Origin of the sequence: Mycolicibacterium hippocampi (genome assembly GCF_010723735.1) — a bacterium.
In the GTDB taxonomy this organism is placed as follows: domain Bacteria; phylum Actinomycetota; class Actinomycetes; order Mycobacteriales; family Mycobacteriaceae; genus Mycobacterium; species Mycobacterium hippocampi.
Genome location: NZ_BLLB01000002.1, coordinates 3,982,443 through 4,006,322 on the forward strand (window position 1 = coordinate 3,982,443; position 23,880 = coordinate 4,006,322).

A 23,880-nucleotide genomic window follows, 5' to 3' on the forward strand; every position below is an offset into this window, starting at 1 on the left:
CCGGCACGGCGATTCACCCAAGTCCGGCCGGTCTCACCTGGACGCCAGGGAGAACCCCTCCCACGCCAGTCGCCGCTGCGCGTGCGGATCGAACTCGACGCGCCGCCGCCGATCCAGCACCAGCACCGCACGCTCGTCGCTGGTGTATCGCGGCCAGTCCGCGCCCGGCACGCCGTGGTCGGCGAAGGCCAGCCAGCGCGACTGAACATCGTCGCTGACCTTGCGCCCGGCGCGCAGATCCACACCGGCACTGAGCAACATCCCGAAACGCGACCGGTACAGGTCGAAGACGGCGAACAGTTCGGTCGCGTGGGTGGCCCCCATCCCCGCCAACTGCAGCGCCCGGGTGGCGAAGTCGAAGCGGTATACGTACGTCGGCGCGTGCGCACTGTGCGCCTGGGCGATCTGCCAGACCGCCGAGCCGAAGATGAAATCCGCACCGAGGCGCACGCACGCCGCGGCATCAGGATAGCCAGGGTAGGCGGCGGTGATCCGGTCCCGGTCGACAGGATGGGCATGGGACAGCAACTGCTCGATCGCCGCGTGCGAGGTCGGAAGCAGCTTGAGGAATCGGGTGAACAGCCGGCCCTCGTCGGCGTTCGTACCGACGATCAGTGGCACCCGGTGCGCGGTGCCGGCGCGCATCGCGTCGACCGGGTCCCGGGGCAGATAGTCGGTTCCCCATGTGGGCCCGATGGCGAACGCGCCCATCATGTCCTTCTGCCCGTCGACGATGAGCTGTTCGAGAACTCTCACCAGGTCGGCGGGCCGGGCCGCGAGCAGTGCCTGCGCCGCGTCCTGTTCGCGGACCTGCAACTGCGCGGCGAATCGTGCAGCGTAGTCGGCGGCCATGTCTGCGCCGCGAACCATGCCGGTGGGCGGGCTCTCCGAAATAGCTTGAGCGAACAGGCCCTTCGCATCCGGGGTGGCCAGCAGCGTGGCGACCGCGTGGGCGCCGGCACTCTCACCGAATATCGTCACATTGTCCGGATCGCCGCCGAAGACCGCGACGTTCTCCTGGACCCAGCGCAGCGCCATCACCAGGTCACGCAGGAACAGATTGTCATCGATGGTGATGTCGGGGGTGGACAGCGATGACAGTTCCAGGCATCCCAGGGCGCCGAGTCGGTAGTTCACCGAGATGTACACGCACCCCTTGCGCGCCAGCGAAGCGCCGTCGTAGATCGGCGTTGCCGAGCTACCGAGCATGTACCCGCCGCCGTGGATGAACACCATGACGGGCAGCGGTTCCTCTGTGGCTTCGGCCGGGCTGACGACGTTGAGGGTCAGGCAGTCCTCGCTCATCGGCTGGTAGCGACCGGGCGCGAGCAGTGTGTACATCCGTTGTTGTGGTGCGCAATAACCGAACCCATGGCAGTAGCGGACCCCGGGCCAGGGCTGCACCGGTTGCGGAGCTCGGTAGCGCAGCCGGCCGACGGGCGGACTGGCGTAGGGAATGGAGCGCCAGCGATGGACCCTGTCACGGGTGAATCCCTCGACGATGCCCGACGCGATCTTCACCCGGACGGTGTGCTCGTGCATTCTGCTGACGGTAGCGAACTCCTGTCCGGCCTGCCTGGCCAGGTAACGCGTGTCGGGCCGTTAGCCTGACTGGATGCGGATTGCGGGCCTGATAGCGGCCACTGTGCTCGTGGCGGCCTGTTCACAGTCGGTGGGGGGCGAGGCCGAACCGTCGGCTTCCCTTTCCGCCGCACCGCCGAGCACCACACCCCCGAGCAGCACGTCGAGCACCCCCACGTCGGCCGTGCCCACGCCCGGCGCCACGGGCCGGGCACCGGGTCCGAGCGCGCCGATCGACGAAGTCATCGCCTGGATCGAGGCCGGCACGGCCACCGATCCGGGCGCCTTTCACGAGGCCTACCTGGACGGCACCATCACTTCTCTCGGCGACGACATCGCGTTCACCGCCTCGTCCGGCGCGCGCGAGGGGACAACACAGTGCATGACCGATGCGACGTACAACGAGGGGGCCCTGACGTGTCTGGTCGACCTGGCCTCCCCCGCCCCCCGTCCCACCGGCGCCGAGGGCATGTGGAAGCCGGGCTGGATCGACTATTCCGGGACGAACGTGCAGGTCGGCTCACTACGCGGCGACCCCGGCCCGTTCATCAAGGGGGTCGGCCCGCTGCTCGCCGACGGTCAGACACTGGCGTTCGCCGACAATCGCTGCCGCAGCGATGCCTCCGGCCTGTTCTGTGTGAACTACGCGCATCGGTCGGCGGTCCAGATCAGCACGGCCGGTGTGGTGCCGTTCGGCTGTCTGCAATCGGTGGCGCCACCGCCGCAGATTGGGGCGATGTTCAGCTGCTGAGTGCCCGGCGGCACACTCACGCGGTATCGGGGCGGGCCTTGTCCCGGGCCTGCCGCGGGTAGATCTGCGTCATTCCGACGGCCCCGACGATCACCACGACGGGGATCACGGCTTTGGTCCAGTGCACCGTCTCCGGCGAGGCGACGGCGACATAACCCAGCACCGCGATCAGCGCGAACACCAACGCCCACATCAGGGTCAGAACCTGGTTGGTGCGCCGGAAGGCCATCTCCTCCCATTCGTCGCGCGGCGCCGAGGGTGGCGCGTACTGCGCGGTGAACGGCTCGAAGGCCAGCGACCCCAGCGCCATCACCGCCAGCACCCCGCTGGACAGCGCGGTCGCGTGGCTGTCCATCCAGTCGCGATCCTGCGCGCCGACGACCACGGCCACGACCGTCACGCCGGTGAAGAACACGGCGGTGACGATGTCGAGCAACCGCAGTTCCCCGAACCCGGCCGACACCCCCATGATCAGCACCGCGAGCACCGCGCAGACTGCGCCGAACATCCAAGTGCTCGGCCCGTCCGCGACCACCCAGTAGATGATCCACGGAAGGAAACCGACAAACGGACTGCGCTCGAACCAAGCCTCCACTCCTGCGCTTCTACCTCATCGGGGCGCTCAGGGGACACATTTGGCACCGGTCCGCGTTGCGACAGCCGAGCGGCCAGGGCGACGGGACCGGTCACCGTTCAGTGACGTGATGTCCCGCCGGCCTGGCCGCGAAGGTTTGGATCAGGCGTGAGGCAACGCTCGGGGTCAGCCGAACCGTGTCGACCCGGTCATCAGCGACGGGGTCACCGGTGTGCCGTTGATGCTCGACTGCGGGCGGTTGTTCGGGAATTCGATCGGCCCCGCGGGCCCGAGGTTGCGTCGGGGGCGGACGTCGTTGCGGACGTCGAAGTCGCTGAACTCGTCCAGGTTGAACGGATCGAAGTTGCGGTCACCTTGCGAGAAGCCGCTGAACTGAACCCCGGTGGCGGAACCGTCCGGACGCACCACCCAGGAGGCGCGCACCCCGTCGGCCTCGGCGGTGTACATCCCGGCCAGGCCCGACACAGCGTTGGCGGTGAAGTCGTACTCGACGCCGTCCATCATCACCTCACCGGTGGCGACGTCGCCATTGATGTCGGCGATGAGGGTGTCGCGGAACTTCGACTTGATGTCGATCTCACCGGCTGTCTGGTTACCGAAGAACCATGCCTCGTCATCGGTTCCGTTGCACGCGTATGCGGCAACCTCGGAGCCGTCGACACTGATGCCGATCGTCATCGTCTCGCCGCCGGCGGCTGTCATGTCCGCCATGTAGCGCGCCGAGGCCGGAACCTCGGCGCCGGTAGAGGTTTCCGGTGGGGCCGCCGGCGATGACGTCGCCTCCGTCGTCGAGCCGCCCGAGCAGCCCGGCAGCAAGCCGAAGGCGAGGAGCGCGCCGATTCCCATGATCACGGGCCGAGTGTGTTTTTTCATGTGATCAGCATGGTCGCGCCGGCGACGCGGTGCATGAAGATTGTGTGGAGATTGTGTGGAGATCGCTCCGTGGGGTGCGTTCACACCGCGAGGAACGTCTCGACCTCCTCGCAGAACACCCGCCATGCCGGTTCGTCTGCGGTCAGCAGGTGGTTGTTGCTCGACAACGCCACCAGGTTCGAATCCGGGATCAACGCCGCCAGCTCCTCGCCGAAGCGCATCGGGACACGGTGATCGTCGCGGGAGTGCAGGATCAACGTGGGGCACCGGACCTGGCCGGCCTGGTCGCGAACGTCGATGCGGCCGAACTCTTCCAGGAATCGCACCGCGTTCTCCGACGACGTGGTGCGGCGCTGCAACTGGTCGAAAGCGGCCCAGTCTGCGCGGGTGCCGTCGGGAATGAACTGTGCCGCGAACACCTGCCGGAACGCCGGATCGTCACGACCCCAACCCACCCGCGCCAAGTCGAGATCCAGAGCGGCGGCCCGCTTTTCATCCTCGGTCAGGGCGCGTACGGCGCGACCACGCGCATAGGCGCCGGACAACACCAACCGGGTCACCCGCTCGGGGTGGCGTGCCGCGTAGGCCACCGCCACTGCACCGCCCTGCGACACACCAAGTAGCGGAAACCGTTCCAGACCGAGGGCCTCGACCACCGATTCCAGATCGGCCACCCAGTCCTCGAAGCCGAATTCCCCGGCCTCCCAGTCCGAAAGCCCGCAACCACGCTCGTCGTAGCGGACGAACTTGTGGCGCAACGACATTTCGCGGACCCAGTGCCGCCATACAGGGCTTTCGGTGTCGTAGCCGAGGTGCGTCATCCAGTTCGCCGCACGCACCAACGGAGGTCCTTCACCCGTGACGGCGTAGGCCAGCCGCACCCCATCGGAGGCACGGCAGAAGGCGATGTGCTGGCGCGGCAACTCGGGTTCGGGTTCCGGCGGCGGGGGCTGCTGTTCGGCCTCGGCACGCAGGGTGCCGACGAACTGATAGCCGCGGCCGCGCACGGTGCGGATGTAACGCTGCGACTCGCCGTCGTCACCGAGTGCGCGTCTGACCGCCTTGATCCGGCTGGTCAACGCCGCCTCCCCGACGAACCGGCCACCCCACACCGCGTCGAACAGCTCCTCCTTGCTGACAAACCGCTCGTGATTGCTCACCAGCTGGGTCAGGACGTCGAACACCTGGGGTTCCACCCGGATCACGGTGTCTCCGCAGCGCAGCTCGTAGCGGCCGGTGTCGAGGACGTAGTCGTCCCAGCGCCACGAACGCTGGGGCGCCACAGGAGAGGATGGCTCAGCGCTGGACACGGGTCACCTGAACCCTCGAGTGATGTAGGACGGCGGACAGATCGCGCTAAGCGTACCGCTGTGCGAGGTCACCGCCAGCCGTCAGCGGCCCTGGCCACCTGCATCAGCGCGTCACAGAGGGCGCGTAGCTCGGCACGGTCGGCGCCTTCGTCGATCGCGATCGCCATGTCCTCGGCCGCGCATCTGAGTTGATAGACCCGGTCGGAGAGTTCGGCGGCTTCCTCGGCGCTGAGCACCACCGAGTCGGGCGACACCGACGTGCCCTTGATCTGTGCACGTTGTTCGTAGGCCCGCTGCCTGCAGGATTGCCTGCAGTACTGCCGTCGCCTTCCGAGCCCGGCGTCGGCGACTTCGCGGCCGCACCACCGGCAACTCGCAGGACGCTTCCGGGTGGCGCTGGGGGGTGCCTGAGGCGTCACGGACGTCACGAGCCCGACTGTAAACCGCCGGCCGCACCTATCCCGGTATCATCGGAGGCCGCGTCGGGAACTCTACGAGAGACCTCTGCGTTGATACCCCGGACGAATTGTGTTTATTGAGGAGTTGACGATGGCTGATCGTGTCTTGAGAGGCAGCCGCCTCGGAGCCGTGAGCTACGAGACGGACCGCAACCACGACTTGGCGCCCCGTCAGGTCGCCCGCTACCGCACCGACAACGGCGAGGAATTCGACGTCCCGTTCGCCGACGACGCCGAGATCCCAGGCACCTGGCTGTGCCGCAACGGCATGGAAGGCACCCTGATCGAGGGTGACGTTCCCGAACCCAAGAAGGTCAAGCCGCCGCGCACCCACTGGGACATGTTGCTGGAGCGTCGCTCGGTCGAGGAACTCGACGAGTTGCTCAAGGAACGTCTCGACATCATCAAGACCCGCCGCCGGGGTTAGCCGCAACCGGCGAGGCGTCAGCGGGTGATTCCGCGGGCACGGTCGATGCGCGCCCGCACGCCCCACTGCGCCACCTTGACGATCGCCTCGCGGATCGTCGACCCGTCCATCTTGGAGACGCCGTGCTCACGCTCGGCGAACGTGATCGGCACTTCGACGACCGTGAACCCCGCGTTGATCGAGCGCCACGTCAGGTCGACCTGGAAGCCGTAGCCCTTCGAGTCGACGGCCGACAGATCGATCTTCTCCAGCACTTCGCGCCGGTAGGCGCGATAGCCCGCCGTGATGTCGTGGACATCGACACCGAGCAGGATGCGCGAATAACCGTTCGCGGTGCGCGATAGGACGAGCCGCCGGCGGGGCCAGTTGCGCACCTCGCCGCCGTCGACGTAACGCGAGCCGATCACCAGGTCGGCGCCCTGGTCGATCGCGTCCAGCAGGCGGTGCAGTTCCTCGGGGGCGTGGCTGCCGTCGGCGTCCATCTCCACCAGCACCGAGTACTGCCGGTTCAGGCCCCACGCGAAACCGGCGAGGTACGCCGCGCCGAGACCTTCCTTCGAGGTGCGGTGCATGACATGGACACGGTCGGGATCGGCCAGCGCCAACTCGTCGGCGAGCGCGCCGGTACCGTCCGGGCTGCCGTCGTCGACGATGAGCACGTGCACCTCAGGCGCGGAACTGTGCACCCGCGCGACGATCGACGGGAGGTTGTCTCGCTCGTTGTAGGTGGGGATGATGACCAGAGTCCGCCTGCTGGGATGCGGGGCCGAAACCTCCTGCGATCGCTGCGAAGGTCTTTCGGGGGTGCCACCGGGGACGCTCATGTGGCTCCTTTGCCGTCGTCGGCGGTCCGTCGCCGACCCCTCGATCTTGTGGGCACGAATGACCTATTGTGCAGCATCGCTCCGAGGAGCCCGGCGACACCGAAGCCGATGAGCAGCGCCTCGACCAGCGGGCCGAAGCGCGTTGCCGGCGTCAGCGTGGTCTTCAGCCGGATCTGCTTGTCGAGATACGCAGGTTCGAAGAACCCGGTGCGGGCCAGTTCCCGGCCGTCGGGCGCGATGATCGCGCTGATCCCGACGGTGCCGGCAGCGACGACGAAGCGATCGTGTTCGACCGCACGCAGCCGGCTGAACGCCAGGTGCTGCTCGCTCATCGCCTCGTCGAAAGTGGCGTTGTTGGTGGGCACCGCCAGCAACTGAGCGCCGTTGCGCACCGACTCCCGAGCCGCCCGGTCGAAGATGACCTCCCAGCAGGTGGTGACGCCGACCGGCACCCCGGCGGCAGTGACCACCCCGCTGCCCTGCCCGGGGATGAAGTATCCGGCTCGGTCGGCGTACGGCGACAGCCGGCTGAAGAAGCTGCGCCACGGCAGGTACTCCCCGAAGGGCTGGACGATCTGCTTGTCGTGGCGGTCGGCAGGGCCGGTGTCGGGGTTCCACACGATCACCGTGTTGTTCGACACCGGGTTCTCCCGTGAATAGCCCGGGGCAGCGACCACGCCGCCGACCAGGATGGGAGCGTCGATCGCGGCGGCGGCGGCGGAGATCTGCTGGGCAGCATCCGGGTTGGCCAGTGGATCGATGTCCGATGAGTTCTCCGGCCAGACGACCAGCATCGGCTGGGCCGCCCGGCCCGCCCTGACATCCTCGGCCAGCCGCAGCGTTTCCCGCACGTGGTTGTCGAGCACGGCGCGGCGCTGGGCGTTGAACTCCAGGCCGAGCCTGGGCACGTTGCCCTGCACCGCGGCCACCGTCACCGGCGGCGCATCACTGCCACCGGCACCGGACTTGCGGACCTGCGGCCACGCCAGCGCGGTGGCTACCAGCACCAGGCTGATGCACAGCCCCGGGAGCACCACCGAGGGCGGCGCTGCCGCGCGGGCAGCGGCGTCCCTGCGCCACCATCCGATGACCTCCAGTGTCATCGCCGCCACGCTGAACCCGAGAAGCGCCACCGCGAAGGAGACCAACGGGGCCCCGCCGAAATGAGCCAGTGGCAACAGCGGGCTCTGCGACTGCGAGAACCCGACGACGCCCCACGGAAAGCCACCGAACGGCACCGTCGACTTGAGCCACTCCTGGGCCGACCACAGCCCCGCGAACCACAGTGGCCAGCCCGGGACCCGACGAACCAGCACCGCCGCGCACCCGAACAGCGCGGGGAACAACGCCTCGGTCAGGCTGAGCAGCACCCACGGCAGGGCTCCGACCAGCCCGCTGATCCAGGGCAACAACGGCAGATAGAAGGCCAGCCCGAACAGCAGTCCGTAGCCTGCACCGCCCACGGCCGTGGTCGAGGCACGGGTCAGCACCCAGCCCAGCAGGGCGAACGCCAGGATCGCCGCGTACCACCACCCGAACGGCGGAAAGCTCACACACAACGCCAGACCTGCGGCGATGGTGACGCTGAGCGCCGGTAGCCGATCCAGCACGGACCGACCGAACCGGCTGATCCGCGAGGGCTGCTCGGCGTCCGGTTCGGTGGTGTCGAGTTGGCCGGCGTCAGCCATGAATGACCGAGCCTCGGTGCACGGTCTGCCGGCACCGCGGCAGATGGTCATCGAGGCGCGGTAACACCGGCACCCGGGAGCGCGGGTCGGTGGACCATCGCGCCACCGAGTCGGCGGGGGCGGTCACGTCGAACGCGTCGGCCTCCCAGATCGCGTACGAAGCCGGCGCGCCGGGCACCAGGGTGCCTGTCAGACCGTCCCGCACGCCGCCCGCCCGCCACCCGCCACGGGTCGCCGCCGCGAACGCGGCGCGGGCGGAGATGGCGCTGCCGGGGGTGTGGTGCATCGTCGCGGCACGCACGGTGGCCCACGGGTTCATGTCGGTCACCGGGGTATCGGAGCCGAAGGCGAGTGGCACGCCTTGGGATGCTAACAGCGCGAACGGGTTCAACCGACTGGCCCGATCCCGGCCGAGCCGTTGCGCGTACATCCCGGCGTCACCGCCCCACAGCGCATCGAAGTTGGGCTGCATGCTGGCGATCACCCCCCAGCTGCCGAGCTTGGCCGCCTGGGCGTCGGTGACCATCTCGAGGTGCTCGAGGCGGTGACCCGAGCGGGCCACCGCGACCTGGCCGAAGCGGTCGACGACGGCTTCCAGCGCCGCCACGACCGCCGACACCGCTGCGTCGCCGATGACGTGGAATCCCGCCGTCACGCCCGCTTCGGTGCAGGCCGAAAGATGCGCGGTGGCCGCTTCGACGTCGAGATAGCTGTTGCCGTTCGGTGCCGGGCAGCATTCCGGGGCGTCGGTGTAGGGCTCGTGCAGCCATGCGGTGCGCGAGCCCAGCGCGCCGTCGACGAAGAGGTCACCGGCGAGCCCGTGGGCCCCGGTCCTCGTGATCAGCTCCCGCGCCTGCCCGGCGTCGGTGACCTGTTCACCCCAGTAACCGACGACCTCGACGCCGTGCTCGAAAGTGCGCAGCGCATCCCAGTCGTCGCGGCCGCCGATGTCCGGACCTGCACATTCGTGGACTGCCACGATCCCCGACGCCGCCGCGGCGTCGAGCGCCGCCTGCCGGGCGTCTCTTCGCTGGTCGGCGCTGAGGCCGTCGCGGGCCGCCCGGCGCACCAGGTGGTGCGCGCCGGCGGTGAGTGGTTCGTGGTCGCCGACACCGGCGGCGCGCCGCAACACCGTCGACGCGGCCGCCGAGTGCACGTCGACGCGGGCCAGGTAGGCGGGCCGGTCACCGACGGCGGCGTCCACGTCGGCGGTGCTCGGCGCCGCGCCCTCCGGCCACCGCGATTCGTCCCAGCCGTGCGCCCAGATGACGCCGTCGGGCCGGGAGCGCGCATACCCACCGAGAAGTTCGAGGCAGTGCCGCAGTGACGTGGCCTGACGCAGATCGAGGCCGGTCAGCGCCAGTCCGGTCGCGGTGATGTGTACGTGGCTGTCCACGAACGCCGGGGCGACGAAGGCACCGTCGAGGTCGCTCACCGTGGCGTCGGGAAACTGCGCCCGCCCGACGTCGTCGCTGCCCAGCCAGGCGACGACGCCGTCGCGCACGGCCATCGCGGTCGCATCCGGCATGGAGGGGCTGTGCACCCGCCCGTTGAGCAGAAGGGCGGTGGTGGTCACTCCGGGAGGCGGGGTCGTTCGACGTGGGTCGCGTCGGTGGCATCGGTGACGTCGGTGACATCGGTGACGTCGAGGACCTCGCCGTCGATGTAGTCGCCCCGACCTTGCCGGGGCGACTGACCCCGTGCACCGGCCGCGGCGCTGCCCATGGTGCTGACCCCGACGATCAGCGGGGCCCGACGAGCGGCCATCGCGGTGACAAGCGGGCGTGCCACCTTTCGGGTGGGCGGGAGCAGCAGCAGCGCTCCGAGTGCGGAACTGGCCAGACCGGGAATCACGACGAGCACCGTACCCAGTGCGACCAGCACGCTGTCGGTGACCGCCCCCTGGGCGTTCGCCGCGGTCAGTCCGGATTGCAGCCGCCGGATGTGCCGGCGCACCTGGGAGCCTGCCAGCACGAGCCCGACCAGGAACACGCCGGCGACCAGCAGCACCGTCCAGCCGAAGCCGATCGTCGACGCCAACGCGACCAGCACGGCCAGTTCGACCACCGCATAGAGCAAGAACAGCCTCATCGCCATGTTCTGCCAACGGTCGGGCGGCGCTGAAGGTTCCTAAACCGACCCGCCGACCGGCGCCGCCTCGACCTCGATTGCGGCGTGCACCTTGTCGATGCCGCCGCGCAGAATCGCCTGCGGTATCCACCACCAGGCGTGCCACCAGTAGCGCCTGGTGACCATGTCGAACACCCGGCGGGTCTCGGATTTCGGCAGGTTCCGGGCGATCGCCTCGACGGGCTCACCCTTGGGCTTGCCCAGGACACCGCACTTCTGGATGGTCACCCGTGGGGTGTTGTTGATCCGCTTGGTCTTCCAGGATCCGTCGTCGGTGCTGATGACCAGCTTGTCTCCGTCGGGCACGCCCCAGACCGGGGTCGGCTTGGGGCGTCCGTCCTTGGTGAAGGTGGTAAGCAGCAGATACTTCTCGCCGTAGACGTCTTTGAACGTGGGAGCCGGCTTGTTCATGGGGTCAGTTCACCGGCTTCAGTTCGAGGGTGACGTTCTTCTCCATGCCGCCGCGCAATTTCGAGAAGAAGTTGAAGGTCTTGCCGAGCAGGCCGTACCGCCTGCCGAGGGCCTCATAGGTGGCACCGTTTGCCGACTTGTCCAGAATCGCCGCGGTGGCCTCGACCGCCTCACCTTTGGGCTTGCCGCTTCGATCGCACTCGGCGATGGTCACCCGCGGGGAGTTGCGGATTCGCTTTACCTTCCAGGACTTCTCCTGGGTGATGGCGATCAGGCGGTCACCGTCGACGACGGCCCAGATGGCTGTCGGCTTCGGCCTGCCGTCCTTCGTGAACGTGGTCAGCAGGATGTACTCGGAGCCGGCAACATCGGCGAAAGTGGTGGACATGTGCCCAATGTAGCGGCCGCCCGCCGAGCCACCGACGCACCCGACTGCGGCGTCAGGCGTGGTCAGGCGGCGTCAGGCGGCGTCAGGCGGCGTCGAAGGTGACGAGGTCGATGCTGAGGTGGCTCTCGGTGAGGCTGATTCGGCGTCGGATTGGTGGTCCGGGTAGTGGTGGGGCGGTGGAGTGGTAGACCGCCCCGGTGGGGGTGCGGTATTCGGCGCGGTGCTCCCCATCGGTGTCGGTGGTGGTTACTTGCCAGCCGGGGGCTTCTTTGGCGTAATTGCACGCCTCACAGTCACCGAGGCCGTTGAGGGCGCTGGTCGGGCCGTCGTCGCGGGCCGGGGTGGCATGGTCGCAGTGCCGGATCGGGGCATCGCAGTACGGGGTCCGGCATGTCTGGTCGCGTAGTTGCAGGAACCGGGCCAACGATTTGGGGAAGATCCGCGCCCGCGACTCCATCGCCACCAACTGCCCCGACTTCGGATGCCGGTAGAGCCGGCGCAGCGTGGCCTTCACCTCGGCGTCGGTGGCGGCGTCGCCGGTCAGCGCGCAGGCCAGCCCGGCCGGGATCGGACCGAACCCCGCCAGCCACGCCGGTTGTTCATCGTCGCCGGCGAGGGTGGTGTCGGCCATCACCATGTTCAACGCCACCGGCACCGGCCGGGTGGCAGACCTGCCGGTGATGCGTTGGTAGGCGGTGTCGGCCATCACCTGCCCCCGCGACCGCCCATCGAAGGTGGTGTCGGCTTCGCGCTTCAGGGTCGCGTACATCGCCACCCCTTGCTGTACGGGCAGCAGGAACGTCACATAGGTCATGGTGTCGGGCGCCGGGCGGATCCACACGCTGCGGTCGGCGGCGGCTTTGGCCGCCCGCGCCACCACCGCCGCGGCGTCCAGGCGCGCGGCGATCTTCTTGGCCTCCGCCTCGACCCGGCCAGTACCCCAACCCGCCAGTTTCGAGGCGTCGGCGCACAGTTCGGCGTCCAACGCGCGGCGATGCTCGAGCGACAGGCAGGCGGAGTGTTTGACGATCAGGGTGGCCCGCCATTCCGAGAGGATCCCGGTTTCCAGCGCCGCCAGGGTGTGGGGCATCTCGTGCACCAGCGCCTGGGCGAACCCGAGATGGCGGTTCCCGCATGTCGGGGACTCCCGACGCGCCAACGCCACCTCCGACGCCAGGCCTCTGCCACGTTTGCGTGCCGGCACCGCAGCGGCCTGCTCCGCGGCGCGGCGTTTGGCCGCCCACAACGCCGTCACCCGCGCCTGGGCCGCCGCGGCCACGCTCTTCAACGTCTCCAGCTGCTCGACCTGGGCGCGCAGCTCAGCCTCACCGGCCGCCGCATCCACACCGAACAAACTTTCGAACAACATGAACCCAGGCTAAACCCCACCCCCGACAAGTCCGGTCAGCCTTCGAGATCGCCTTCAGTCTCGAGCAACACCTGCCGCAGACCGTCGATGGTTGCCGCATCGGGCTCGGCCCACATCCCCCGGTTGGCGGCCTCGAGCAACCGTTCGGCCATGCCGTGCAGCGCCCAGGGGTTGGATTCGTCCATGAACTTGCGGTTCTCCGGGTCCAGCACGTACTCGCCGGCCAGCCGCTCGTACATCCAGTCAGCCATCACCCCGGCGGTGGCGTCGTAACCGAAGAGGTAGTCGACGGTGGCAGCCATCTCGAACGCGCCCTTGTATCCGTGCCGCCGCATCGCGTTCATCCAGCGCGGGTTCACCACCCGAGCACGGAAAACCCGTGTGGTCTCCTCCGACAGGGTGCGGGTGCGCACCGACTCCGGACGGGTGTTGTCCCCGATGTAGGCGGCCGGGTCCTTGCCCGTCAGCGCCCGCACCGTGGCGATCATGCCGCCGTGGTACTGGAAGTAGTCGTCGGAATCGGCGATGTCATGTTCTCGGGTATCGGTGTTCTTGGCGGCCACCGCGATCCGGCGGTATGCCCGGTTCATGTCATCGGTGGCGGGGGCGCCGTCGAGCCCGCGGCCATAGGCGAAACCACCCCACGCGGTGTACACCTGCGCGAGGTCGGCGTCGTCGCGCCAGTTGCGGCTGTCCATGAGCTGCAGCAGACCAGCCCCGTAGGTGCCGGGCTTGGAACCGAAAATCCTCGTCGTGGCCCGTCGCTGGTCGCCGTGCTCGGCGAGATCAACCTCGCTGTGCGCGCGGACGTAGTTCTGCTCGACAGGCTCGTCGAGGCCCGAAACCAGCGAGACGGCATCGTCGAGCATGGTGACCACGTGCGGGAAAGCGTCACGGAAGAACCCCGAGATACGGACCGTGACATCGATGCGCGGCCGACCGAGCTCGGCCAGCGAGATGGCCTCGAGATCCACGACACGACGCGAAGCTTCGTCCCACACCGGTCGAACACCCAGTAACGCAAGAACTTCGGCGATGTCATCACCCGAGGTGCGCATCGCCGACGTGCCCCACACCGAGAGCCCTACCGACTGCGGCCACTGCCCGTGGTCGGCGTGGTACCGCTCGAGAAGCGAGTCTGCCAGCGCCACACCGGTTTCCCACGCCAGCCGGGACGGGACCGCTTTGGGGTCGACGGAGTAGAAGTTGCGTCCGGTGGGAAGGACGTTGACCAGGCCGCGCAGCGGTGAACCCGACGGCCCGGCCTCGATGAAGCGCCCCTCGAGCGCCCGCAGGATCTGGGCGATCTCACCGTCGGTCTGACGCAGCCTGGGCACGACCTCCTCGGCCGCGAAACGCAGCACGGCGGCCACGTCGGGGTTGTCGGTGATCTGCCCGACGGTCGTGGAATCCCAACCCGTTTCCTGCAAGGCGGCCACCAGACCTCGCGCCTGCTCTTCGGCGAGGTCCACCGCGCCCCGGATGTCCGAGCCGTCCTCTGCGAGCCCCAGCGCCTGACGCAGGCCAGGCACTGACTGCTCACCGCCGAACAGCTGCCGAGCACGCAGGATCGCGAGCACCAGGTCGAGTTCGACGGAGCCCTCGGGCGCCTGCCCGAGAATGTGCAGGCCGTCGCGGATCTGGACGTCCTTGATCTCACACAGCCAGCCGTCGACGTGCAACAGCATGTCGTCGAACAGGTCCTCGTCGGGGCGATCCTCCAGTCCCAGGTCGTGATCCATCTTGGCGGCCCGCATCAGCGTCCAGATCTGCTGACGGATCGCGGGCAGCTTCGACGGGTCGAGCGTCGAGATGTTGGAGTGCTCGTCGAGCAACTGCTCGAGCCGGGCGATGTCGCCGTAACTCTCGGCGCGGGCCATCGGCGGTATCAGGTGGTCGACCAGAACTGCGTGCGCGCGGCGCTTGGCCTGCGTGCCCTCGCCGGGGTCGTTGACCAGGAACGGGTAGATCAGCGGCAGGTCGCCGAGGGCGGCATCGGATCCGCACGCCGCAGACATGCCCAGGGTCTTGCCGGGCAGCCACTCGAGGTTGCCGTGCTTGCCGAGGTGAACGACGGCGTCGGCGCCGAAACCCTTGTCCAGCCAGCGGTATGCCGCGAGGTAGTGGTGGCTGGGCGGCAGATCCGGGTCGTGGTAGATCGCAACGGGGTTCTCGCCGAAACCGCGCGGGGGTTGCACGAGAATGACGACGTTGCCCGACAGCATCGCCGCGATGACGATCTCACCGTCGGGGTCGCGGCTGCGGTCGACGAACAGCTCACCTGGGGGCGGACCCCAGTGCTCGACCATCGCCTCGGTCAGCTCGGCCGGCAGCGTGGCGAACCACTCCCGATATTCCTTGGCGGACAACCTGATCGGATTGCCGACCAGCTGACCCTCGGTCAGCCAGTTCTGATCCTGTCCACCGCGCTCGATCAACGCATGCACCAGCGCATCACCATCTTCGGCTTCGACGCCGGGCACCTCACCGATGTCGTAGCCGGCCTCCCGCATGGCACGCAGCAACGCGACCGCGCTTGCGGGCGTGTCCAATCCGACGGCGTTGCCGATGCGCGCATGCTTGGTCGGGTAGGCGGAGAAGACCATCGCCACCCGCTTGTCGGCGGGGGTGATGCGACGCAGCCGGGCATGCCGGACCGCGAGCCCCGCGACCCGGGCGCAGCGCTCCGGGTCGGGAACGTAGGAGATCAAGCCCTCGTCGTCGATCTCCTTGAACGAGAAAGGGACCGTGATGATGCGACCGTCGAACTCCGGTACGGCCACCTGGGTGGCAACGTCGAGAGGGCTCATCCCGTCGTCATTGGCATGCCAGTCTTTCCGCGACGACGTCAGGCACAGCCCCTGCAGGATGGGTACGTCGAGCGCCGCGAGGTGTGCGACGTTCCACTGGTCGTCGGTGCCCCCTGCACCGACCGTGGCGGGAGTCGCTCCCCCGGCCGCCAACACCGTGGTGATCAGCGCGTCGGCGGTGCCGAGAAGTTCGAGCAGTTCCGGTTCCGGGGTGCGCAGCGACGCGCAGTAGATCGCGAGCGGACGACCGCCGGCAGCATGGATCGCATGGCACAGCGAGCCGATGTACTCGGTGTTGCCGGCCAGGTACTGCGCCCGGTAGAAGAGCACCGCGACGGTCGGGCCGTCACCGCTGGCCGTGTGGCCGGCAGGGCATTCCAGCACGCCCCACGTCGGGGTGTGCACCGGAGGCTCGAACCCCACACCGGTCATCAACACGGTGTCGGACAGGAACGAATGCAGGTTCACCATGTTCTCGATGCCGCCCTGCGCGAAGTACACATGGGTCTCCAGCGCGACCCCGGCCGGCACCGTGGAATGGCTCATCAGGTCGGCGTCGGGCGCCTGCTCCCCGCTGATCACCACTGCGGGAATGCCTGCTGCAACGACCTGATCGATGCCGTCTTCCCAGGCGCGGTACCCGCCGAGGATCCGGACCACCACCGCCTGGGCTTCGGCGAGCAACTCCTCGAGCTCACCGTCGACGAGTCGCGACGGGTTGGCCCACCGGTAGGCCGCCCCGGAGGCTCGCGCGGCGATGAGGTCGGTGTCCGAGGTCGACAGCAACAGGATCGTATGGGGGGAACGGCCCTCCGGGGGCAAGTGAGCCACGCTCCATTCGTACCGCATGGCCCACAGGGCGAGACGGCCAACCTGACGGCGGTGACCATGACGGCGATCGCCGCTGGGCTGACCGCCCGCTACTCAGCGGTGCGGGTTCCAGCGGCCGTACCAGGTCTGCTTGTACGGCATGCCGATGGCCGCCACGAGCAGGAAGATGACCGCCGCAAAGAGGATCGTCGCAAGCATCGTCAGTCCTTTCACGAAGCCCGTTGTTTGACACGGGTTCAGTAAGCGAACGGTACCGCCGGTAACAGCGAGAATGGTCCACGTGTGCGGCACGGAACCACCGCGTCCGAAATGTGACCGCCATCACATTCGGCCGGTATGAACGTCGTTATCCGTGGCCAGGCGGCTGGGTACCGTGGACGGATGGACAGGGCCCGCGACGTCGACGCCTGCCCTGGCGCACTGCAGACCCACAGTGCGGCCGATGGGGAACTGGCGCGGATCCGGTTGCCGGGCGGGATGATCGCCGCCTCCCAGATGGAGGCGGTGGCGCAGGCCGCAATCGACTTCGGCTCCTCGACCGTGGAACTCACTTCACGGGGCAATCTGCAGATCCGGGGGGTTCGCGATGTCGGCGCCGTCGCCGGACTGTTCGCCGATGCGGGCCTGCTGCCCTCGCCGACCCATGAGCGGGTCCGCAACATCGTCGCCTCGCCACTGTCGGGTCGCCGCGGAGGCATCTGTGACGTCCGTGGACTCGTCGTCGCACTGGATACAGCGGTGCAGCAGGATCCGGTGCTGAGCGACCTGCCGGGACGATTCCTGTTCGGGATCGACGACGGCCGGGGCGATGTCTCCGGCCTCGGAGCCGATGCGGGCATCCACGTCCTCGACGACACCACCGGGGCGCTGCTGCTCGCCGGAAGCGACACCGGGGTGCGACTCGCCCTCGCCGACGCCGTCCGCGGGCTGATCGCCGCCGCCCGCGTGTTCACCGAGATCCGCGAAAAGTGCTGGCGAGTAGCCGAACTTGACGACCCTATGGCGGTACTGACGGACTTGACGCCGACAGCACCACCCGGAACGACATGGCCGGCCACCACCCGGCCGCCCGTCGGCTGGATCGAGCAGGACGACGGACGGGTCACGTTGGGGGCCGCGGCACCACTCGGAGTGCTCGACGCCGACGTGGTGCGTTACCTCGCAGCGGTCGACGCGCCGATGGCGATCACTCCGTGGCGTTCGGTGCTGCTGTTCGACCTCGACGCGGGCGTCGCCGACGTCGCGCTTCGGGTGCTCGCTCCCAAAGGGCTGGTGTTCGACGAGAAGTCGCCGTGGCTGTCGCTGTCGGCGTGCACGGGCAGCCCCGGTTGCGAGCGCTCCGTGGCCGACGTCCGTGCCGACGCCACGGCGGCCGCACTCGACCAGGTGGCAGCCGCCGGGGTGCACCGCCACTTCGTCGGCTGTGAACGCGCGTGCGGCAACCCGGGCCACGGTGAGGTCCTGATCGCGACCGGAGACGGCTACCGGCCGCGCAGCGCCCACCCGTAGGGTGAGCGGGTGCTCGACTACATCCGCGACGCCGGTGAGATCTATCGACAGTCGTTCGCGATGATCCGCGACGAGGCGGACCTGACCCGGTTCCCGGGCGACGTCGCGCGGGCGGTCGTCCGGTTGATCCACACCTGTGGCCAGGTCGACGTGGCCGAGCATGTTGCGTTCACCCCCGATGTCGTCACCCGGGCACACAGCGCGCTGGCAGACGGCGCCCCGATCCTGTGTGACTCCTCGATGGTCGCGGCCGGGATCACCCGGTCGCGGCTCCCGGCGGACAACGAGGTGGTGTCGCTGGTCGCCGACCCCAGGGCGCCGCAGCTGGCCGCCCGACTCGGCACCACCCGCTCGGCAGCCGGGGTCGACCTGTGGGCCGACCGCCTCGACAACGCCGTGCTCGCGATCGGGAACGCGCCCACTGCACTGTTCCGGCTCCTCGAGCTCCTCGACGACGGCGCCCCCGTCCCGGCGGCGGTGCTCGGCGGCCCGGTCGGCTTCGTCGGCTCGGCGCAGTCGAAGCAGGAGCTGATCGACGGGCCGCGAGGCATGTCCTATCTGGTGGTCACGGGCCGCCGCGGTGGCAGCGCGATGGCCGCCGCCGCCGTCAATGCGATTGCGGCCGAGGCCGAATGAGCAGCCGCAGCGCATCCCAGGGGACCCTGTGGGGTGTCGGTCTCGGACCGGGCGATCCGGAACTGGTGACCGTCAAGGCAGCCAGGGTCATCGGGTCCGCTGACGTCGTCGCCTACCACAGTGCGCGGCACGGGCGCAGCATCGCCCGGTCCATCGCCGAGCCCTACCTCCGTGCCGGCCAGATCGAGGAACACCTCGTCTACCCGGTGACCACCGAGACGTCGGACCATCCCGGCGGTTACGCGGGCGCGATGGAGGACTTCTACCGCGAAGCCGCCGAGCGCATCGCCGCGCACCTGACGGCGGGCCGCGACGTCGCCCTGCTGGCAGAGGGCGACCCGTTGTTCTACAGCTCCTACATGCACATGCACACCCGCCTCACCGAGCGGTTCGACGCGGTGATCGTGCCCGGCGTGACGTCGGTCAGCGCGGCATCGGCCGCAATTGCCACTCCCCTGGTCCAGGGTGACCAGGTGCTGACCATCCTGCCCGGGACGCTGCCCGCCGACGAACTCCAACGTCGGCTCAGCGACACCGACGCTGCCGTCATCCTCAAGCTCGGACGCTCGTATCCAGCTGTGCGCAAAGCACTTTCAGCTGCCGGGCGGCTGGACGAAGCCCACTACGTCGAGCGTGCCAGCACCGAGCGGCAACGCGTGCTGCCGGCCGACGAGGTCGACGACGCTTCGGTCCCGTACTTCGCGCTCGCGATGCTCGCCGGCCGCCAGAACGCCACCGAGGCCACCGGGAGCGTCGCGGTGGTCGGGCTGGGGCCCGGCGACGTCGAGTGGACGACGCCGCAGAGCCGCCACGAGCTGGCCACCGCCACGGACCTGATCGGCTACGGCCCCTACCTGGACCGCATCGGGGTCCGCGAGGGCCAGCGCAGGCATCCCAGTGACAACACCGACGAACCCGCGCGCGCTCGCCTGGCGTGCGAGTTGGCCGAGCGGGGCCGTGCGGTCGCCGTCGTGTCTTCCGGGGATCCCGGGGTCTTCGCGATGGCCACCGCGGTGCTCGAGGAAGCCAAGCAGTGGCCTGACGTCACGGTGCGGGTGATCCCCGCGATGACGGCTGCCCAGGCCGTGGCCAGCCGGGTCGGCGCACCACTGGGCCATGACTACGCGGTCATCTCGCTGTCCGACCGACTCAAGCCGTGGGATGTCATCGCGGCACGTCTGACCGCGGCCGCCACTGCTGACATGGTGCTGGCCATCTACAACCCGGCGTCCAAGACGCGTGACTGGCAGGTCGCCGCGATGCGGGACCTGCTGCTCGAGCACCGCGATCCCGGAACACCGGTGGTCATCGGCCGAGACGTCGCAGGACCGGACGAAACAGTCAAGGTGGTGCGGCTGGCCGACCTCGATCAGGCCGACATCGACATGAGGTGTCTGCTCATCATCGGTTCCTCACAGACGCAGTGGTACTCCGCGGGCGAAGGTGGCATCGACCGAGTGTTCACGCCGCGCTATTACCCCCATATTTGACGCCCGTCGCACATCGTTGACAGTCGTCAGAACTGCGGGTTAATGTCGCGCGTGCAGCGAGGACTACCGGTGCGGTCGCCGACCGACCGGCGCCAGCCACAGAAGAGCGATCTGCGCCGCAGCGCGATCCTCGAGTCTTTGGACCATCACCTCCGCGAGTTCGGCTTCGACGGCGTCAACATCGCCGACGTCACCAAGCGCGCCGGGGTCACCCGCTCGGCGTTCTACTTCTATTTCGAGAACAAGGCCGCTGCCGTCGCCGCGCTGCTGGAACCGATGTACGACGACGGCTTCGTCGCCAGCGACATCCTGACCGGCACCTCAGAGCCACCCCGATGGCGTATCCGCGCCATGGTGGAGGCGCTGCTCGACACCGTCGAGCACCATCGCTACCTGCTGCAGGCGATGCTGGAAGCCAGGACCACCAACCCGGCCATCCGCCAGGTGTGGGACGACGCCCGCGAATCCTTTGTGCCCGCAGTCGCAGCGATGATCACCTCCGAACGCGACGGTGGACTCGCACCCGACGGTCCGCCGGCAGAGGTCCTCGCCGCCATGCTGCTGGAGTTCAACGACCGACTGCTCGAGCGCTACACGATCGGCGGCACGCTCAGCCGTCAACAGCTCAGCGAGGGCGCCGAGGCCATCTGGTTGCGCACGATCTACGGCCACGTCGACGTGACGGGGCAGGCGCGGACTTCCGCAGAACAGAAGAGAGCCACATCGTGACCATCCCCCGCAATCCCGAAGACATCACCGCCGGCTGGCTCGGATCGGTGCTGGGCGCCGACGTCAGCGGCGTCGAGGTGGCGGCCATCGGTACCGGACAGACCGGCGCCACCTACCGGGTGAGCGCCACCTATGCCGAGGGAGCCGGTGCTGCGGGCCCGCCCGGCACCTTCGCGGTCAAGCTCCCCGCCCAGGATGACGCCGTGCGCGAACGGGTGGCGCTCGGATACCTCTCCGAGGTGGAGTTCTACTCGGCGATCACCACGAATGTGGCGATCCCGGTACCCGGTTGCTTCCACAGCGAAATATCCTCCGACGGAACGGATTTTGTGCTGCTGCTCGCCGATATGGCCCCCGCTGTCCAAGGCGACCAGATCGCCGGCTGCAGCCACGCCGAGGCGACGCTGGCCGTCGAGGCACTCGCCGGATTGCACGGGCCCAGCTGGGGCGACCGGCGCTGGTTCGACCTGCCGTCGATCGTCATGCCCAAGCCGGGTGACGCGGAGGCCGCCAAGGGAATGGGCGACGTCGCGGTCATGGCCGCCGACATCACCCTGGACAAACTCGGTGGCTCGGTCAGCGACGAGGACCGCGCCACGCTGACCACCGCGATGCGCCTGGTGACCCCGTGGCTGCTCGCGGAGCCGGACCGCTTCTCGCTGATGCACGGCGACTACCGGCTCGACAACCTGCTGTTCGATCCGGACCGAACCCGCGTCACCGTCGTCGACTGGCAGACCGTCGGACTCGGCCTGCCGGCCCGTGACCTGGCCTACTTCACCGCGACGAGCCTGCTGCCCGAGGTTCGGCCGACCGTCGAACGCGACCTGGTCGAGCGGTACCACACAGCGCTGCTCGGCTACGGTGTCACCGACTACGACGGCGAAACCTGCTGGAACGACTACCGTCTCGGGGTGCTGCAGGCGCCGCTGCTCACCGCTTTGGGGTACGCGTTCTCCGCCTCCACCGAGCGCGGTGACGAGATGATCCTGACGATGCTGCATCGTGGATGTCGCGCCATCCGAGAGCTCGACACGATCGAGCTGATCAGGTCGTATCAGCCGGCTTGATCACCGACCACTGGGTCACCGGCATCGCCGGCCGCCAGCCGGTGAACGAGCCCACCGATTCGCCGCGGTAGTGCTGGAACCGTCGCAGCTCGCCGCCGGCACGGGAAAACCACTGCGCCAGAACCGCTTCGGACTCCACAGTCACCGCGTTGGCGACCAGGCGGCCACCGGCCGGGAGCTGCGCCCAGCACGCGTCCATGAGTCCGGGCTGACTGACGCCGCCACCGACGAAGATCGCCGCGGGCAGCTCAGCGGAGCCGAACGACTCCGGCGCACCGGCCGACGTGTCGACGGGCACCCCGAAAGCGCCGGCGTTGACGGTGATACGCGAACGGCGCACCCCGTCGCGTTCGAAGGCGATGGCACGACAACCCGGCCCGCTGCGGCACCATTCGATTGCGATGCTGCCCGAACCGGCCCCGACGTCCCATAGCAACTCCCCCGGACGTGGCGCCAACATCGCCAGGGTGACCGCGCGCATGGCCTGCTTGGTCAGCTGCCCGTCGTGGGCGAACACATCGTCGGGCAGCGTTGCGCACCGGCGATCGTCGGGCAGGTACTTCACCGCCATCACGTTGAGGTCGTCCACGTCGCCCGGCGGCCGGCTCGCCCACTCCCGCGCGGTCGACGAACGTCGCAGTTCCCTCGGACCGCCGAGCTGCTCGAGCACGGTGAGTTCCGAGTCACCGCGCCCGGAGTCGGTCAACAGCGCCGCCAGCGCCACGGGGCTCGACCGGTCGCGGGAGAGCACGACGGCCTGCCCGCCGCGCCGCACCGCCTGCGACGGTTCTGCGGTCACCAGGCTGATCACCTCGGTGTCCTGCACCGACCATCCGACGCGGGAGCACGCCAGCGTCACCGACGACACATGCGGGAGGACCGCGACCCGGTCGGCGCCGTACTCCCGGATCAACGTGCTGCCGACCCCGTGCAGCAGCGGATCACCGCTGGCCACCACATGGACGTCACCGTCGGCGTCATCGAGCAGCGTGCGCAGCGCGGGCAGCATCGGCGACGGCCATGGCCGCCGGATCGCCGACACGGTGCCGTCGAGCAGGTCGAGTTGACGCGGCGAACCGTGGACCACCGTCGCCCTGGAAAGTTCGGCGCGCGACCCGGGAGCCAGCCCCGACATACCGTCGGCGCCGATGCCGACCACGACGATCACCGCTGCCTTCTGCTCTTCGCGCGAGCGCTCATCGCCGCCCTCTGCTCTTCGCGCGAGCGCTCATCGCCGCAACCTGCGCCACATCCACTGTGGCAGCATCCTCATCCCGGTGAACACCGGCTTGAGTATCCACGGCACCCACACCGTGCGCCGGCCCCTGCCGAGAGCACGCACCGTCGCCTCCGCCACCTGCTCGGGCGTGCTGGAGAACGGCGCGGGCTCCATACCCTGCGTCATCCGCCCGACGACGAAGCCGGGCCGCACCAGCAGCAACTGCACACCGGAGCCGTGCAGCGCGTCGGACAGACCGCTGCAGAACCCGTCCAGACCGGCCTTGGCCGACCCGTACACGTAGTTCGCCCGGCGCACCCGGACCCCGGCGACCGAGGAGAACACGACTATTGTTCCGCGGCCCGCCGACCGCATCGTGTCCGCCAGCACCGTCAACAGGCTGACCTGTGCCACGTAGTCGGTGTGCGCGATGGCCGCCGCGTGCCCGGCGTCCTTCTCGGCGCGGGCTTGATCACCGAGGATGCCGAACGCCAGCACCGCGGTGCCGATCGGGCCGTGCTCGGCGACGATCCCGTCGACCACGCCGCGGTGCGAGTCCAGGTCGTCGGCGTCGAACCCCACGGTGTGCACGGCGGCGGCGCCGGCCTCGCGCAGCAGCGCGGTCTGCGCGTCGAGGTCGTCGGGGCGCCGTGCGGCGAGCACCACGGTGGCGCCCGGAGCCAGCCGGCGTGCCAGCTCGACGCCGATCTCGCTGCGACCACCGAAGATCACGAGCAACCGCCCGGACGTGTCTGTCACGTAGGTGATTATGTCCTGCGCT

At 68.9% G+C, this 23,880-nt stretch carries 22 protein-coding genes; 7 read left to right on the forward strand and 15 right to left on the reverse strand.

Going from position 1 to position 23,880, the window contains the following annotated elements; all coding sequences use genetic code 11:
* Positions 1 to 33 precede the first annotated feature (33 nt).
* Positions 34 to 1,542, reverse strand: coding sequence for a carboxylesterase/lipase family protein (locus tag G6N53_RS20245; RefSeq protein WP_205390423.1), 1,509 nt, complete (start codon positions 1,540 to 1,542; stop codon positions 34 to 36).
* 73 nt (positions 1,543 to 1,615) lie between these two features.
* On the opposite strand from G6N53_RS20245, the gene G6N53_RS20250 reads away from it, so the two are divergent.
* Positions 1,616 to 2,332: a hypothetical protein gene (locus G6N53_RS20250; protein ID WP_163891384.1), complete on the forward strand. Its 717-nt coding sequence runs from the start codon at positions 1,616 to 1,618 to the stop codon at positions 2,330 to 2,332.
* A gap of 16 nt (positions 2,333 to 2,348) precedes the next feature.
* Here the strand turns inward: G6N53_RS20250 and G6N53_RS20255 are convergent, their stop codons facing one another.
* The 4 genes from G6N53_RS20255 to G6N53_RS20270 form a co-directional block, all read right to left on the reverse strand.
* Positions 2,349 to 2,927 (reverse strand): hypothetical protein, encoded by a 579-nt coding sequence (locus G6N53_RS20255; RefSeq protein ID WP_163891386.1) that lies wholly within the window; start codon positions 2,925 to 2,927, stop codon positions 2,349 to 2,351.
* 165 nt (positions 2,928 to 3,092) lie between these two features.
* Positions 3,093 to 3,800, reverse strand: a complete 708-nt coding sequence (locus G6N53_RS20260) for a hypothetical protein (protein WP_163891388.1) — start codon at positions 3,798 to 3,800, stop codon at positions 3,093 to 3,095.
* Between the two features lie 80 nt (positions 3,801 to 3,880).
* Positions 3,881 to 5,110 (reverse strand): alpha/beta hydrolase, encoded by a 1,230-nt coding sequence (locus tag G6N53_RS20265; protein WP_163891390.1) that lies wholly within the window; start codon positions 5,108 to 5,110, stop codon positions 3,881 to 3,883.
* Positions 5,111 to 5,178: 68 nt separating this feature from the next.
* Complete coding sequence (locus G6N53_RS20270) at positions 5,179 to 5,529, reverse strand: hypothetical protein (RefSeq protein WP_163896132.1); 351 nt, start codon at positions 5,527 to 5,529, stop codon at positions 5,179 to 5,181.
* Between the two features lie 130 nt (positions 5,530 to 5,659).
* On the opposite strand from G6N53_RS20270, the gene rbpA reads away from it, so the two are divergent.
* A complete protein-coding gene (gene rbpA / locus G6N53_RS20275) occupies positions 5,660 to 5,995 on the forward strand; it encodes an RNA polymerase-binding protein RbpA (RefSeq protein WP_159234743.1) in 336 nt (111 codons plus the stop codon).
* Between the two features lie 17 nt (positions 5,996 to 6,012).
* Here rbpA and G6N53_RS20280 read toward each other — a convergent pair whose 3' ends face one another.
* From G6N53_RS20280 to cobN, 8 genes are all read right to left on the reverse strand, one after another.
* Positions 6,013 to 6,819 carry a polyprenol monophosphomannose synthase gene (locus G6N53_RS20280; RefSeq protein ID WP_163891392.1) on the reverse strand — a complete coding sequence of 269 codons (807 nt, stop codon included), beginning with the start codon at positions 6,817 to 6,819 and terminating at the stop codon, positions 6,013 to 6,015.
* A complete protein-coding gene (gene lnt, locus G6N53_RS20285) occupies positions 6,816 to 8,507 on the reverse strand; it encodes an apolipoprotein N-acyltransferase (protein WP_163891394.1) in 1,692 nt (563 codons plus the stop codon). The genes G6N53_RS20280 and lnt overlap by 4 nt, the downstream gene beginning before the upstream one ends.
* Complete coding sequence (locus G6N53_RS20290; RefSeq protein WP_163896134.1) at positions 8,500 to 10,035, reverse strand: amidohydrolase; 1,536 nt, start codon at positions 10,033 to 10,035, stop codon at positions 8,500 to 8,502. Before G6N53_RS20290 ends, lnt begins: the two co-directional genes overlap by 8 nt.
* 44 nt (positions 10,036 to 10,079) lie before the next feature.
* Positions 10,080 to 10,604, reverse strand: coding sequence for an FxsA family protein (locus tag G6N53_RS20295; protein ID WP_163891396.1), 525 nt, complete (start codon positions 10,602 to 10,604; stop codon positions 10,080 to 10,082).
* Between the two features lie 33 nt (positions 10,605 to 10,637).
* Positions 10,638 to 11,048, reverse strand: a complete 411-nt coding sequence (locus G6N53_RS20300) for a PPOX class F420-dependent oxidoreductase (RefSeq protein ID WP_163891398.1) — start codon at positions 11,046 to 11,048, stop codon at positions 10,638 to 10,640.
* A 4-nt stretch (positions 11,049 to 11,052) separates the two neighbouring features.
* On the reverse strand, positions 11,053 to 11,436 hold the full coding sequence (locus G6N53_RS20305; RefSeq protein ID WP_163891400.1) for a PPOX class F420-dependent oxidoreductase: 384 nt from the start codon (positions 11,434 to 11,436) through the stop codon (positions 11,053 to 11,055).
* 82 nt (positions 11,437 to 11,518) lie between these two features.
* Positions 11,519 to 12,802 carry a 13E12 repeat family protein gene (locus G6N53_RS20310; protein ID WP_163896137.1) on the reverse strand — a complete coding sequence of 428 codons (1,284 nt, stop codon included), beginning with the start codon at positions 12,800 to 12,802 and terminating at the stop codon, positions 11,519 to 11,521.
* A 38-nt stretch (positions 12,803 to 12,840) separates the two neighbouring features.
* Positions 12,841 to 16,464 carry a cobaltochelatase subunit CobN gene (cobN, locus tag G6N53_RS20315; protein WP_163891402.1) on the reverse strand — a complete coding sequence of 1,208 codons (3,624 nt, stop codon included), beginning with the start codon at positions 16,462 to 16,464 and terminating at the stop codon, positions 12,841 to 12,843.
* 363 nt (positions 16,465 to 16,827) lie between these two features.
* Here cobN and cobG point away from each other — a divergent pair, with 363 nt between their 5' ends.
* The 5 genes from cobG (at position 16,828) to G6N53_RS20340 (ending at position 21,880) form a co-directional block, all read left to right on the forward strand.
* A complete protein-coding gene (gene cobG / locus G6N53_RS20320) occupies positions 16,828 to 17,955 on the forward strand; it encodes a precorrin-3B synthase (RefSeq protein ID WP_163891404.1) in 1,128 nt (375 codons plus the stop codon).
* 9 nt (positions 17,956 to 17,964) lie between these two features.
* On the forward strand, positions 17,965 to 18,591 hold the full coding sequence (locus G6N53_RS20325; RefSeq protein ID WP_163891405.1) for a precorrin-8X methylmutase: 627 nt from the start codon (positions 17,965 to 17,967) through the stop codon (positions 18,589 to 18,591).
* A complete protein-coding gene (locus tag G6N53_RS20330) occupies positions 18,588 to 20,081 on the forward strand; it encodes a precorrin-2 C(20)-methyltransferase (protein WP_163891407.1) in 1,494 nt (497 codons plus the stop codon). Before G6N53_RS20325 ends, G6N53_RS20330 begins: the two co-directional genes overlap by 4 nt.
* Positions 20,082 to 20,150: 69 nt before the next feature.
* Positions 20,151 to 20,810 (forward strand): TetR/AcrR family transcriptional regulator, encoded by a 660-nt coding sequence (locus G6N53_RS20335; RefSeq protein WP_163891409.1) that lies wholly within the window; start codon positions 20,151 to 20,153, stop codon positions 20,808 to 20,810.
* The gene (locus tag G6N53_RS20340; RefSeq protein WP_163891411.1) at positions 20,807 to 21,880 is read left to right on the forward strand and encodes a phosphotransferase family protein; all 1,074 of its coding nucleotides are present in this window, start codon (positions 20,807 to 20,809) and stop codon (positions 21,878 to 21,880) included. The genes G6N53_RS20335 and G6N53_RS20340 overlap by 4 nt, the downstream gene beginning before the upstream one ends.
* Here the strand turns inward: G6N53_RS20340 and cbiE are convergent.
* Both cbiE and dprE2 read right to left on the reverse strand, forming a co-directional pair.
* A complete protein-coding gene (cbiE, locus tag G6N53_RS20345; protein WP_163891413.1) occupies positions 21,858 to 23,048 on the reverse strand; it encodes a precorrin-6y C5,15-methyltransferase (decarboxylating) subunit CbiE in 1,191 nt (396 codons plus the stop codon). The genes G6N53_RS20340 and cbiE overlap by 23 nt on opposite strands.
* Before the next feature lie 60 nt (positions 23,049 to 23,108).
* Positions 23,109 to 23,858: a decaprenylphospho-beta-D-erythro-pentofuranosid-2-ulose 2-reductase gene (gene dprE2, locus G6N53_RS20350; protein WP_163891415.1), complete on the reverse strand. Its 750-nt coding sequence runs from the start codon at positions 23,856 to 23,858 to the stop codon at positions 23,109 to 23,111.
* Positions 23,859 to 23,880 lie beyond the last annotated feature (22 nt).